Raw genomic sequence first — 12,796 nt, forward strand, 5'->3', positions numbered from 1 at the left:
CCGATATCAGAACAAGTGGACAAGGATGATTACTACGAACAAGATCGTTAAATAATTCAACGAGTAAATAAACATTTTCGTTGCCCATTGTACGTCGTTTTGTGTTCTGAATCCCGTTAAACCAAGGATCAGCCATCCGGCTCCAAGAACACCGGCTGTCACTGTGTAAATTGCACCGAAGTTCACCACAATCAGAGACACAGGAAGCAGCGCTGCAACATACCAGACAATCTGTCTTTTCGTCATGGCAAACCCTGCTACAACCGGGAGCATTGGAATACCTGCAGCTGCATATTCGTCTCTTCTGCGCATTGCAAGCGCCAGGAAATGAGGTGGCTGCCAGAGAAACATAATTAAAAACAGCGTCCATGCCACTGGGTGAAGACCAGGATCAATTGCGGCCCAGCCGATTAATGGCGGTACTGCCCCCGAAAAACTGCCCACGATCGTATTGAACGATGTCGTGCGTTTCGTCCACATCGAATAAAGAACAACATAGATAAATAAGCCGACAAGACCGATAAATGCTGATGTAATTGTTGTCATTGCGAGTAATGTCACCCCGCCGAACGCCATTACCAGACCATACGTCAACGTTTGTCTGCCGCTCAAAACACCTGTCACGGATGGTCGATCTTTTGTCCGTTCCATAATGTGATCAATATCGCGATCGATATAATTATTCAATGCACAACCGCCCGCAATGACCATCGCCGCCCCTAATAAAGTCAAGACAGCTGTCAGTGGATCAGCAGTTAATGAAACCCCATTATAATAAGCTGCAAGGAACAACCCCGCAAAAACTGTCATCAAATTACTGGTCACAATCCCGGTTTTGGAAATGGCTAAATATTCTTTCCATGAAACATGCGTCGTGGTTGACTCATTTTGATTCAGTCTTTCTGCGGAAACTGCCGCACCTGTTTTATCCATTTATCGTACACCCCCTCTGATTTCATCTGAATTGCATGTTTTCTTTATTATCTTTTTCATAATAAATTCCCTCCGAATGCTATAGCGGCCGTAGTAAAATGTGGTAGTTCACATTTCCGACACATATACCGTTCATTATAGCGAACTATCGAGTGATTTTCATCACATTTCTTTCACAAATTATTCTTATAACACTTTTTCCTGTTGAAATCGGTTTAAAACCAAGTCTTCCACGTTGTAAATATTATATACTATTCCGGGGGGCAAATGAAAGTGTGAAGTTTCATTGAACAAAAGTGAGTGGCATCAACGGCATACATTGACTTTTGACGAATTTCTACATAAAATAATGAGTGTTTCAACTTTCCATTTCTTTAAAAAATTTTTTGATATAATTTTCAAACAAAATTAATTACTATGTTTAGATAGGAGAAAGCCGGTGTTTATATCATGAAATACATTTTCCTGAAATTATTTGGGATCCTCACATCCTTTGGCATGCTGATTGTTTTGATTCAAGGGGCATTAGTGACTCAGACCGGATCCGGGGATGCCTGCGGTGCAGAATGGCCACTCTGTTATGGAGAATTAATCCCTTCTAATCCTACCATTCCCACATTAATCGAATATACGCACCGATTGGTTTCAGGCGTTTTAGGGATCATGGTCATCGCGCTTGCGATTTGGTCATGGGTTCGTCTGAAACAGATTAAAGAATCGCGTTTTTTTGCTGTGATTGCCGTTGTATTTATAATATTTCAAGGTCTGCTTGGCGCAGCAGCAGTTGTATGGGGACAATCGGATGCCGTGATGGCACTTCATTTCGGCTTTTCTCTCGTATCATTTGCAAGCGTGGTATTGTTAACAGTCCTTGCTTTTGAAGCTGATAAAGATATGTCCGAGGTTGTTCCCAATATGACAGGCGGATTAAGAAAGTCGATTTATTTCGTTCTCGTTTATATCTATATTGTCGTTTATTCAGGTGCGTTTGTTCGCCATACCGGTTCTTCAGGCGCATGTGAAGGCTGGCCCCTTTGTAATGGTCAACTGATTCCGTCATTAACGGATGGTGTGCTTATTCAGTTTGGCCACCGCATTTTGGCGGGACTGTTGTTTATCATTATCCTTTTATTATTCATCCGGATCCATAAAGAATTAAGGCATTTTAAAGCTTTCTATTGGACAGCATTCACTGCACTTTTGTTTATTACCACTCAAGTCATCAGTGGTGCAATTGTTATCTTCACAACTTTCAATCTTTATGCAACAATGTTTCATGCTTTTATGATCAGCCTGCTGTTTACTACCATCAGCTATTTAACACTACTTGCATATCGTGGAAGAACGATAAAATAAATCATAAAAGAACCCCCTCAATCCAATCGGACTAAGGGGGTTCTTGCTTTTTACTGTTTTATTTCATATATTGCCGAAGCATCCATGTGTGTTTCTCTACGGATTGACGAATCGCAATCAGCATATCTGCAGTCGCTTCATCGTCGGCATCGCCTTCAAGGGTAGCCACATCATCGTTTAATTCTTTAGAAACGAGTTCAAAATCTTTAATCAACATATTTAACATTTCTGTGTAAGCTTTCTCGCCTGCTGCTTCTTTTACAGTTGCAGTGTCGAGAAATTCTTTCATCGATGCAACAGGGCTTCCCTGAAGGGCTAAAAGACGTTCAGCCAATTCATCAATGTGAAGAGCTGCTTCGTTGTATAACTCTTCAAACTTTGCATGGAGCGTAAAGAAGTGCGTTCCGCCTACATACCAGTGATAATTGTGCAATTTCACGAAAAGAACGTTCCAGTTCGCTACATGCCTGTTTAGAATTTCTTCTGTTTTTACATGTGCCACTTAAATCAACTCCCAATAATTTTTTCTACACTCTCTTCATTTACCGGAAAAAGCTATTTCTAAACCTCTTTCCTGTTTAAGTATAATATATTTTCTCTTTCGATTCGTGACATTTTAATCTTGTTCACAAATATGTGATATTCAGTTCCAAAACAAAGGCGAACCGCAGATTGATACAGTTCGCCAACAGCTGATATGACAGTTAGATTAAAACTAGTTCAGGAATTTTGATTCAGCGTTGCTTCATGTAACTGAGACAATTGCCGTTCAAGTCTGTCAAGAAGCGCTTTGCCCTCATCTTCATCGACAAGATTTAAGCGCACAGCAAAATCAATTTCCCGGGACAGACCAAACATCTGCGTATCCAGTACTTCCTCATACAAAGGACACTGAGGCATCGTCAAGTTGGTCATTTGAACCTCGATCAGCTTCAATATTTTATCGGCATCTTCCTTCAGAAGGGCATATGCCTTTTCGCTTTGTCCGGACAGGGTTTCGAGTGACACGTGAATCCCTCCTGTTCATCGATCTTAAGGAATCTATTGCACGCAGGCAGAATCTCTGCTGATACGATTCACTTCATCCATTACTTTCTTTATCATATCGGTTATAAGGGAAAAATGCAACCGTCGAACCCTTCCAATACCAATCGATGACAACGCTGCGTTTATCTTTTATACTGAACAGGAAAGGTGGTATTCACATGACAGAACATATCGTAAGAATAACAGGCAACGTTGCCCATCCGGTAACAATGGATCCGGGTGTTTGGATTTTTGATGAGAGACGAGTGCATTTGGATACCGTTTTTTCTGCACCTGAAGAAGCTAAGGTCATTTCAGATGCTGAAAAAATGGCTAAAGCATGGAACCGTCAACGCAGTGGCACAAATCCACAGTCCAACCAGAATATTGTTCATTTGGACAAGCGTGATTTAACCGAGCACTCACTCGGCATTCACCTGGCTCCATTTCTTCAGAATGCATCTCCACTTGATGATGCTTCAATTGTCACAGTACGCACCAGTCAAAACGAAAGGGTTGAATTGGATATGGATACAGCTTTTTCTGCGATTCTTGCCTTTTCTCATGAGGGGAAAGCCTTAAAAGAAGACGGGCCGGTTCATCTGTATTTTGCCGATGGAAGTAATAGAGATGCACCCATCCGCTATGTGACAGAATTGATTGTGTCGTAACCGTCTCAATTATTCAAGTAAGAGTAAAACGGCACGCACCTGAAAGAGGGTGCGTGCCGTTTTTGAATTATTTCAGCATGCCTTCCATAACTTGCTTGTCGAGTTTTTCAGCAGCTTCTTTATCGTACGTTTTTTCGAATTTCGGTTCGTTTATGATTCTTGAACCGTAAAACATTACGTCTCGAACTTCAGAAATATGAATTTCCACCAAGGCAAGTTTCAATGGTACATCTTCCATTTTTTCTTGCACTACTTTTGCATTGCCAGTGATCGAATATGTTGAGCCAGCTCCGAACATTAAGACTGCAACATGGGGATTGGATTTGATATTTTCCACAATTCTTGAGCGGTTGTCCACTGCAAAACGGACATGCTTTTCATCTTTTGCGTAAACCCATGAAATCGAGTTAACGTTTGGTCCACCTGTTTCATGATCGACAGTTGACAGAGAAATATACCTCTCTTCCTGCAATAACGGTAATAATTCTTCACCGAGTTTCGTTTCTACTTGATTAGCCATTGTCATTCCTCCTCAATAGTTGTCACTCTTAGTGTACCTTTTCTGACTGGACAATCAAACTTGTTTTTTATGACCTAGGTAAAGACACTGATATCTGTTAAACTGTACTTAATCCATTTCAAATAAATTGGATACCAAAATGAGGTGAATACAATGAAAGTGAAATGTGTCATCTGCGACAAAGTCGAATCGATTGATACGAATTTGCCACTGGCAAAAAAATTACGAAATCGTCCTATTCATACGTATATGTGTGACCCCTGCTCAACCAGGATTGAAGAGCGCACAAATGAACGGAAAGCCACAGGAAATTTCGAGACTCATCTCCCCGACGTAGAAGAAGAGGAATACATTTAATCAGCATAATAGCATTGATAAACCGGGGCGCCGTGCGATTTTCGGCCGCCCCGGTTTCATTCAAGATTGGGTATTTTCCTTCTCTGATTGATCTCCCTCGCCTCTCTCGCGTTTATGCCGATTTAACTGCAGCTTATAGACGCCCAGAATGACTGCAGCGATACCAAGCGATTCTATGATCGGGAGTGTCAAAGCAAAAAACGTAATAAACATATTCCCGAAAAGCATCACTGCATAGACAACTATGTTCTTGAATAAAGGCAATTTCCTCGCAAAACCAAGATTAAATACAAGAATGCTCAGTACCGTTATCATAATAAACATTGACCAGAAAACGAATTCAAAATTTGCTGGATCACTGGCACCCAGCCAGTGAGCAATTGGTGTAAAGTCAGGTGATGGTTCAGCACCGGATGACAAATGTATCATAAATGGATCACTCCTATTGTCTTTCTTGATGGAGAAATTATATCACAAGAAGATAAACTGTAACAGTCAGACTCCCTGAAACAGAATCAGCTTCCATTGAACAGGCTTCCTTTTTCGGGTATACTTAACAAAGTAACAAAAATCATCTGTACTACATGTATTCACAAGATCTTCAGTAAGGGGGATTTATCTTGAAATCTTTTGACGCTTTTACATTTATACTTGCTATTCTTGGCACCACTGGTCTTGTTGGTATTGGTATTTCCATGGCTGAGGGAAGCTGGTTGATCTTTTTGTCATCTATTGCTTTGACCGTTTTTACGTTTGTGTTTGGCATTCAACGAAAACGGCGCCTCAGTACTTGAACATGCTTATCAAAGATTCACCAAAAAGCTTTTGCCAGAGAATGATATGCTCCCAACAAAGTGGACAGTAGAAATAATAAATTTCTACACTACTTTGTTGGGAGTTTTTCTATGCGCAAAAATAAACGTTGGTCTCATGAAGAGAAATTAACTATTGTTTTAAAACACGTGAATGAAGGACACTCATTTACATCATTAGAACGTGAGTATAACTGTTCCACTAAATTAATAAGACGATGGGTTTCAAAGGATCAATTTATGGGTCAAGAAGGATTAAAGCGTAAGCACCGCAAGACTGTTTATACAACAGAAACGAAAGAAGAGATGATTCATGAAGTTTTCAATGGCCGAACGCAAGAAGAAATAGCCCAAGCCTGCGGCTTGAGTCAGGATTCCCTTTTATCTTCCTGGATCAAAGCCTATACTGGTGGTAAGAAATCCACTGGTAAAGGACGTGTAAATAGGATGAAGGGTAGAAAAACGACATTGGAAGAACGTTTGGAAATTGTGGATTTTTCTTTAAGAAACGATCGGGACCATCAGTCGGCAGCTGAGAAGTATAACGTGTCCTATCAACAAGTATACAGTTGGGTACAGAAATAAGAAGCAGATGGGAAAGATGGGCTGCTTGATCGACGTGGCCGAAATCGCCCGAACAAGGAAAACATGACCGAAACCGAACAGTTGGAATCTGAATTAAAAGAAATGAACCGAAAGAATCGTCGCCTTCAAATGGAGAATGACTACTTAAAAAAGTTGAAAGAGATCGAGCAGAAGTTAAACGATTCTCGCTGGTCCGTCACTTGCCGGAGTATGTGAGTATTCAAGAATTGCATGAAACCAAGGACTATCCGATTCAAGAACTGTGTGCCATCGCGGGTGTTGCTCGATCCGCCTACTATAAGTGGCTGAACCGTGAGGTTCCAAAACAAGAACAGGATACGCAATATTTAGCTCAACTGATTGTCTTGATCTATCATGATGATGAAGTCAATCAAACATATGTTTATCGTCGGATGACAAGTCAAATGAATGCTTGGGGTGTCAGATGCAGTGAGAACAAGGTTTTACGTATCATGAGAATCCTTCGGATTCAATCACAAATCCGTAAAAAGCGTAAGGTTTATCCACGGGTTAACCCGGATCATCTAGCGAAGAATGTGTTAGATCGAGAATTTAAGGCTCAGGAACCCAATGAGAAATGGTGTACGGACATCACTGAAATGAAAGATGAGCGTGGCAAAAAGCAGTTCTTGAGTGCTGTGATTGACTTATACGACAATTCAATTGTTGCCTTTAAGCTTTCAAAACGAAACGACAATCATTTGGTGGAAAGCACGTTAATCGAAGCCTTTGCACAGAACCCAAATGTGCAATCGATCATTCACAGTGATCGAGGATCTCAATACACATCCCATATGTATCATGATTTGAAAGAAATATACGGGTTCACGCTAAGTATGTCGAGAGCTGGCTATTGTATTGATAATCAGCCAATTGAACGATTTTTCGGCACGTTAAAAGCAGAATATTATTACCGGAAGTCTTTCTCATCAACTGAACAATTGGAGAATGGCATCCATAACTATATTGATTTTTATAACTGGCGAAGAGTGACGTTAACTTTCAAGGGACTGGCACCAAAGTTGTACCGGAGACAATACCAGGGTGCTGCTTAAATGGATGACTGAAATCTCTTTTAAAGCTTGTTGTAAAGTCATTCAAGAGCGTTAGGTGGCGACGCCAGAGGGATTAGCGCAGTCTGAAGATCCATTCTGACGAAGCAAAGCTGAGTCAGAATTAGCTGAAGACAAGCCCCTTGGACAGTAAGACACGACGCGTGTTCTTTCGCGTCGATTGTCGCACTGATGCATCTTTTTCCCTTCGTGCAAGCGTCCACCTTTAGCGATTGAATAACAACGAAGAATCAATAAGGGTTAACCAAAAAAGGACCTGAATGAACTAGTAAGTTCATTCAGGCCTAAAACCATTTTTTTGTTTTTTCACTGTCCACTTGACAGGTAGCTGTTCAATAGATGGCAAAAGCTTTTCTACTTTATGTTGTTCCGAATGCCCGATTGACCAGTCCATCATGTATGGAAGGATTTGCGGCAATCAGAGAATCTTTTTTTAACAGTGTCAGGGTTTCTCCTTTAAGGTTCGTAGCCAGTCCACCTGTTTCCTGAAGCAGGATGATCCCCCCTGCCACATCCCAAGGTGCCAAATTCAGACTGATATAAGAGTCGAGTCTTCCTGAAGCTACATAAGCGATTTCAAGAGAAGCTACTCCATATGAACGGGCTCCTCTGACGGTTTCAATCAGATTGCGAACAGTTTCATCTTTACTGGCCCAACCTGGATTTATGCTCAGAATCGATTCATCCAGTTTAACTCTGCCTAACTTAGGCAGTCTTTTTCCATTTAAGAATGCACCGAATCCAGCAACCGCTGAATATAATTCATCTGCCATTACGTCGTAGACAAGTCCTGCGGCAGGTTCACCATCTACGTAAATCCCCAGTGAAATCGCAAAGAATGACTTCTGGTGAACGAAATTCATTGTTCCATCTATTGGATCTAGAATCCAGACGACCCCGGAGAGGTCATCAATCTTCTTAAAACTGCCTTCTTCACCCATCACTCTGTGTGAAGGGTATGTTTCAGATATTTTGTTTATAAAAAAATTTTCCACCCCTTCATCTACATGGGTGACAAGGTCATTTTTATGTTCTTTCGTCTTTATATCAAGCTGTTCATGCATTTGCCAGCGGATATAATCAGCCGCTTCGCGCATCCATGCTTCCGCCTGTTGTTTCCACTTGAAGTAATTCAACTGTTCAGTCATACTTCATACCCCTTCTCTGCTAACAGCAATTCCTTTACATACTTTACACTACATCACTTCAATAAGATAATGCAACGAAAAAAATCACCAAAAAAAGTGAACCCGATGACTCAGGTTCACTGGATGATATATATCCTTATGCTTCAAGACGAAGCCATTCATTTCGAAGTTCACTCAATTTTGATTTGCTCTCTTCTACCTGAAATGTTTCTTCTGCAACGATCGCATCGTAGAGTGTCTGAAGCTCGTAGTCGATCTCCAGCTTCAAAACCGGGATACGATTCTCTCCGTCTTTCCGTCTGAGCGTCTGAATGACTTTTTCCATTTTCTCCGCACCCCTTTTTAGTAGTTTTGTATTTCTTGACCGGCCAGCAGTTAATTAAAAGATTACCCATAATAATAAATTAAAAATTAGAATTTTGCAACTATTCTGTGATATTTATTTTTATGTTTCCCCTATTCTCAAAGAGCTAAACGTAATTGAGAAAAAAAACTCTTTTCTTTTTCTTAGACGAATCTTTTGTTAAAATGATTATTATCTCATATGTAAGCAAGTACCCGATTTGCATCATTATCAATCTTTATTATTATTTTTCATCTAAAGAAATTATTTAAAACCAGTACACAGGAGGAAAAGACATGAGTTTTAAAGGATTTGAAACAGAAGATTTTGACGCGTTTAATATTGAGGATCTTGAAGGACGAATGGCCATGATCCAGGAAAGAATTCAACCGAAATTCCACGCTATCGCTGAAGATATTGCACCTGCATTATCTGAAATGACAGGTCGTGAAATCCACCTGCACGTAGCAAAACACGCACGCCGGAAAGTGAATCCCCCGGCAGATACATGGTCAAGCTACTGTCATAATAAGCGAGGATACAAACAGCACCCGCATTTTCAAATCGGTCTGTTTGATGACCATGTTTTCATTTGGCTCGCATTCATTTATGAACTGCCGCACAAACGGGAAATCGCGAATCGTCTGATTGAAAACAAAACCTCCATCAAAGACCATGTCCCTGGAGATTTCATGATTTCCCTTGATCATACAAAAAAAGATGCAGAAGCATTAAAAGATACCGATCTCGATGCCGGATTGCAACGATTTCGGGATGTTAAAAAAGGTGAATTCCTGATCGGACGTCAATTTGATGCGAATGATCCGATTTTACAGAACGGGGACGCATTCATCGAGCATGCTATGGAAACGTTTAAAACACTCATCCCTGTTTATCAACTTGCCATGAGGGACGACTATTGATCAAAACAAAAAGAGGTGCTCACATAATGCTGGCACCTCTTTCATGTTAATTTTTCGTTCTTTCTGTGATTTCTCTCGTCATCTTTTCATTTTAATGGTATCCCCGGATTCCCCTTCTTTCGCTTTCTTCACCGTATGATAGGCAGACTGACCGGTTTGCTCTTCATAATCCTTGAAATGTTTCTTCTCTTCAGATTTAGCAGGCACTACTGCTTTGTAATGTCTGTAGAGCGTGATTAATAAATCACGCTCTACTCCTTTCCCGTAAGCCCGGTCAATCGCTTCGAAAAAATTCACCACGTCAATCACTTCTTCTGTTGACCATTCAATTGAAACCGGCAATTGAACTTCTTCGTTCATTCTGCATCCCTCTGTTTCTCTCAGCATATTTCACTGATCGTTGTTTTTTGTTATACTATCATTCACTTCCAATTATGAATACAGTAACAGAAACCATAAAACTTGAAAAGGTGAGAAAATACATGAATCCAAGTAAACAAAAAGCTCTCGCTCAAACGTATCATGAACGACAAAAACATACCCCCCTTTTCACTGGCCTTCTCAAGCACGCTGAACTGGAAACACAGCAGTTTCACATTCCCGGCCATAAAAGAGGAACAGGTATGGACCCCGAATTCCGGGAATTCCTCGGTAAAGATGTATTATCCATCGATCAGATTAATATTGAACCCCTCGATGATCTGCATCATCCGCATGGTATCATCGACGAAGCTCAAAAACTGGCCGCAGAAGCATTCGGGGCAGACCATACTTTCTTCTCTGTTCAAGGCACAAGCGGTGCCATCATGACCATGATCATGACGGCTTGTCATCCCGGAGACAAGATTATCGTTCCACGAAATGTGCATAAATCGATTATGTCTGCGATCGTATTCAGTGGCGCAAGACCGATTTTTATTCACCCGGAGCTTGATGAGCATCTCGGTATATCTCACGGGATCACGGTCCAAGCCGTAGAAAGGGCTCTGCATGTTCATCCAGATGCAAAAGGACTCCTGGTTATTAATCCGACATACTTCGGTATTTCTGCAAACCTCACCGAAATTGTGAGAGTGGCTCATAGCTACGATGTTCCAGTTCTTGTCGATGAAGCCCACGGTGTGCATATACATTTCCATGATGATCTGCCTAGTTCAGCGATGCAGGCAGGTGCCGATATGGCCGCTACCAGCGTACACAAGCTCGGAGGTTCTTTAACCCAAAGTTCAGTATTGAATATCCAGGGCGATCGTGTGGGAGCTGAAAGGGTTCAGACCATAATCAGTATGCTCACAACGACATCCACATCTTACATCCTCCTCGCATCTCTTGACACGGCAAGACGTTTCCTTGCCATGGAAGGTGCTGCCGAGTTAGACAAGGTCATAAAATTAAGTGCTTATGCACGCGATGCTCTCAATAAAATTGAGGGAGTTCACTGTCCAGGAAATGAGATGATTGATCACAAGGCTCGATTTGATTATGACCCGACAAAACTCATCATCAGTATCAGTGAACTCAACGTGAATGGCTATAAAGTCGAAACATGGCTCCGCGAGAACGAGAATTTGGAAGTGGAATTGTCCGATCTTTATAATATCCTGTGCATTTTAACCATCGGTGACACTCAAAAAACCGTCGATGATCTGATTGCTGCTGTTTCACGAATGGCGGATCATTTCCGAAATATTGACAACAGTAGCAAAAGTCCCTATGCAGTCCAGGTTCCCAACATCCCGACACTTGCACTATCTCCGAGGGAAGCGTTTTATGCAGACACTGAAGTTGTCTCCCTGGAAAATGCCGCAGGACGCATCAGTGCCGAATTCATTATGATCTACCCGCCGGGAATTCCGATTTTCATCCCCGGGGAAATTATTGAGATGGATAACATCGAGTATATCTTCCGTAATATGGACGCTGGCTTGCCTGTTCAAGGAACGGAAGACCCTACCGTGAGAACAATACGCGTGATTCAAGAAAGACGCGCCATTTTTTGATTGGATTCACTTGCTTATCATCCAACTTTTTAAGACCACACCCCGTGGTTTTCTCTTGCGTAATAGCTGAATATTCGTGATTTTCCAGATTAAATCCCCTGAGCATTTCACACTCAGGGGATTATTTTTTTTGCATATTAATATTGCGCCTCCAGAATACTAGGAGGCAACACTGACCGGAAGAATTCCTGAAGAGCAACGGCATCCCGATCTTCATGCACTTCAAACAAATCTTTAACATACTCAAGATCATCAAGATCATCGCGATTTAAAAGACTTGATCTCCCAGTTTGCATGCAGGTAATCATCGGTTTCCCAAAAAACAGCGTGGTAAAAACGATGCCAAAATCGAAACGGGCATTCTCCGTTGTCATCCCTACAAACTGAACATTGACGCGTTCTGCTTCGTCATATAAACGGTCATAAAGTTCCATCAGTAATCCCTCCTTTTTTGATAGCAGTGAATTTATTATACAAAAATTCAGATAATTAATCAATACTAAAATATGCTCATTGAAAACGTCGACCTTTTGCCTTGATAAAGTGAACCAGTTCTTCTGCAAAAATGAAATCTTCGTCCGTTACTTCGTAATGTTCATCTGCAAGAATAATTTCGATCAAAAAATGAATCCGCCCTCCCTCAATGACAGGGATCATGAAAATCTGCTGGCCATTTCTTTCAGTAACCACCAAATGCCCATATTCAGCAAGACGCTGGTACCCCGTTGTATCAGGCTGTATATTTTCATTATTCTGCGAGTCAAAATGATGAATCAGGCGTTTTAGGCCATTTCTTTCAAATCCGTATAAGTGAACCTTTGCACATCCATTGGAGATATCATGAATCGCACTCAGGATCCGGATGATAAAATCATCACGATTTTTTGCATAATCATAGGATAATCCAATTTCCATCCGCATTTCGTCAAGCAGATCCGATTTATTATTCATTGTTCCATCACCTGTCAATCCAGTTCAAACTGAACGTTTTGTCGATACTTAAAATGATCATAACATACTCCATACTT

18 protein-coding genes are annotated in these 12,796 nt (G+C 41.1%); 8 read left to right on the forward strand and 10 right to left on the reverse strand.

All coding sequences use genetic code 11. From position 1 onward, the window contains the following. Nucleotides 1–6: 6 nt before the first annotated feature. Nucleotides 7–933, reverse strand: coding sequence for a heme o synthase (gene cyoE / locus BBEV_RS09725; RefSeq protein WP_069365299.1), 927 nt, complete (start codon nt 931–933; stop codon nt 7–9). 450 nt (nt 934–1,383) lie between these two features. Here cyoE and BBEV_RS09730 point away from each other — a divergent pair, with 450 nt between their 5' ends. Beyond that, nucleotides 1,384–2,289, forward strand: a complete 906-nt coding sequence (locus BBEV_RS09730) for a COX15/CtaA family protein (RefSeq protein ID WP_069365300.1) — start codon at nt 1,384–1,386, stop codon at nt 2,287–2,289. 58 nt (nt 2,290–2,347) lie between these two features. On the opposite strand, the gene BBEV_RS09735 is transcribed toward BBEV_RS09730, so the two are convergent. Together BBEV_RS09735 and BBEV_RS09740 are read right to left on the reverse strand one after the other, a co-directional pair. Beyond that, nucleotides 2,348–2,791, reverse strand: a complete 444-nt coding sequence (locus BBEV_RS09735; protein WP_069365301.1) for a Dps family protein — start codon at nt 2,789–2,791, stop codon at nt 2,348–2,350. 218 nt (nt 2,792–3,009) lie between these two features. Continuing rightward, the gene (locus BBEV_RS09740; protein WP_069365302.1) at nt 3,010–3,297 is read right to left on the reverse strand and encodes an Fpa/YlaN family protein; all 288 of its coding nucleotides are present in this window, start codon (nt 3,295–3,297) and stop codon (nt 3,010–3,012) included. A 197-nt stretch (nt 3,298–3,494) separates the two neighbouring features. Here BBEV_RS09740 and BBEV_RS09745 point away from each other — a divergent pair, with 197 nt between their 5' ends. Further along, a complete protein-coding gene (locus tag BBEV_RS09745; protein ID WP_069365303.1) occupies nt 3,495–3,986 on the forward strand; it encodes a hypothetical protein in 492 nt (163 codons plus the stop codon). Between the two features lie 67 nt (nt 3,987–4,053). Here the strand turns inward: BBEV_RS09745 and BBEV_RS09750 are convergent, their stop codons facing one another. Further along, entirely contained in the window at nt 4,054–4,506 is a 453-nt protein-coding gene (locus tag BBEV_RS09750) for a pyridoxamine 5'-phosphate oxidase family protein (protein ID WP_069365304.1), read from the reverse strand. A 153-nt stretch (nt 4,507–4,659) separates the two neighbouring features. Here BBEV_RS09750 and BBEV_RS09755 point away from each other — a divergent pair, with 153 nt between their 5' ends. Continuing rightward, nucleotides 4,660–4,863 (forward strand): YlaI family protein, encoded by a 204-nt coding sequence (locus BBEV_RS09755; protein ID WP_069365305.1) that lies wholly within the window; start codon nt 4,660–4,662, stop codon nt 4,861–4,863. Nucleotides 4,864–4,923: 60 nt separating this feature from the next. Here BBEV_RS09755 and BBEV_RS09760 read toward each other — a convergent pair whose 3' ends face one another. Further along, nucleotides 4,924–5,292, reverse strand: a complete 369-nt coding sequence (locus BBEV_RS09760) for a YlaH-like family protein (RefSeq protein ID WP_084007329.1) — start codon at nt 5,290–5,292, stop codon at nt 4,924–4,926. A gap of 191 nt (nt 5,293–5,483) precedes the next feature. Here BBEV_RS09760 and BBEV_RS17390 point away from each other — a divergent pair, with 191 nt between their 5' ends. From BBEV_RS17390 to BBEV_RS09770, 3 genes are all read left to right on the forward strand, one after another. Next, nucleotides 5,484–5,657, forward strand: coding sequence for a DUF5325 family protein (locus BBEV_RS17390; RefSeq protein ID WP_157100953.1), 174 nt, complete (start codon nt 5,484–5,486; stop codon nt 5,655–5,657). Nucleotides 5,658–5,768: 111 nt separating this feature from the next. Further along, nucleotides 5,769–6,260 carry a transposase gene (locus tag BBEV_RS09765; protein WP_084007330.1) on the forward strand — a complete coding sequence of 164 codons (492 nt, stop codon included), beginning with the start codon at nt 5,769–5,771 and terminating at the stop codon, nt 6,258–6,260. Nucleotides 6,261–6,472: 212 nt separating this feature from the next. Next, on the forward strand, nt 6,473–7,336 hold the full coding sequence (locus BBEV_RS09770; RefSeq protein ID WP_198154979.1) for an IS3 family transposase: 864 nt from the start codon (nt 6,473–6,475) through the stop codon (nt 7,334–7,336). Nucleotides 7,337–7,713: 377 nt separating this feature from the next. Here BBEV_RS09770 and BBEV_RS09775 read toward each other — a convergent pair whose 3' ends face one another. Both BBEV_RS09775 and BBEV_RS09780 read right to left on the reverse strand, forming a co-directional pair. After that, nucleotides 7,714–8,502: an inositol monophosphatase family protein gene (locus BBEV_RS09775; protein ID WP_069365306.1), complete on the reverse strand. Its 789-nt coding sequence runs from the start codon at nt 8,500–8,502 to the stop codon at nt 7,714–7,716. A gap of 136 nt (nt 8,503–8,638) precedes the next feature. Further along, entirely contained in the window at nt 8,639–8,827 is a 189-nt protein-coding gene (locus BBEV_RS09780; RefSeq protein ID WP_069365307.1) for a hypothetical protein, read from the reverse strand. A gap of 314 nt (nt 8,828–9,141) precedes the next feature. On the opposite strand from BBEV_RS09780, the gene BBEV_RS09785 reads away from it, so the two are divergent. Beyond that, the gene (locus BBEV_RS09785; RefSeq protein ID WP_069365308.1) at nt 9,142–9,768 is read left to right on the forward strand and encodes a YktB family protein; all 627 of its coding nucleotides are present in this window, start codon (nt 9,142–9,144) and stop codon (nt 9,766–9,768) included. Nucleotides 9,769–9,846: 78 nt separating this feature from the next. On the opposite strand, the gene BBEV_RS09790 is transcribed toward BBEV_RS09785, so the two are convergent. Next, complete coding sequence (locus BBEV_RS09790) at nt 9,847–10,128, reverse strand: UPF0223 family protein (protein WP_069365309.1); 282 nt, start codon at nt 10,126–10,128, stop codon at nt 9,847–9,849. Between the two features lie 122 nt (nt 10,129–10,250). Between BBEV_RS09790 and BBEV_RS09795 the strand changes: the two genes are divergently transcribed. Further along, nucleotides 10,251–11,768, forward strand: coding sequence for an aminotransferase class I/II-fold pyridoxal phosphate-dependent enzyme (locus tag BBEV_RS09795; protein WP_069365310.1), 1,518 nt, complete (start codon nt 10,251–10,253; stop codon nt 11,766–11,768). 137 nt (nt 11,769–11,905) lie between these two features. Here BBEV_RS09795 and BBEV_RS09800 read toward each other — a convergent pair whose 3' ends face one another. Together BBEV_RS09800 and BBEV_RS09805 are read right to left on the reverse strand one after the other, a co-directional pair. Then, complete coding sequence (locus BBEV_RS09800; protein ID WP_069365311.1) at nt 11,906–12,202, reverse strand: DUF3055 domain-containing protein; 297 nt, start codon at nt 12,200–12,202, stop codon at nt 11,906–11,908. Nucleotides 12,203–12,278: 76 nt separating this feature from the next. After that, on the reverse strand, nt 12,279–12,719 hold the full coding sequence (locus BBEV_RS09805; RefSeq protein ID WP_069365312.1) for a hypothetical protein: 441 nt from the start codon (nt 12,717–12,719) through the stop codon (nt 12,279–12,281). Nucleotides 12,720–12,796: the final 77 nt, after the last annotated feature.

This window comes from Salisediminibacterium beveridgei, from assembly GCF_001721685.1.
Classification (GTDB): Bacteria; Bacillota; Bacilli; order Bacillales; family Salisediminibacteriaceae; genus Salisediminibacterium; species Salisediminibacterium beveridgei.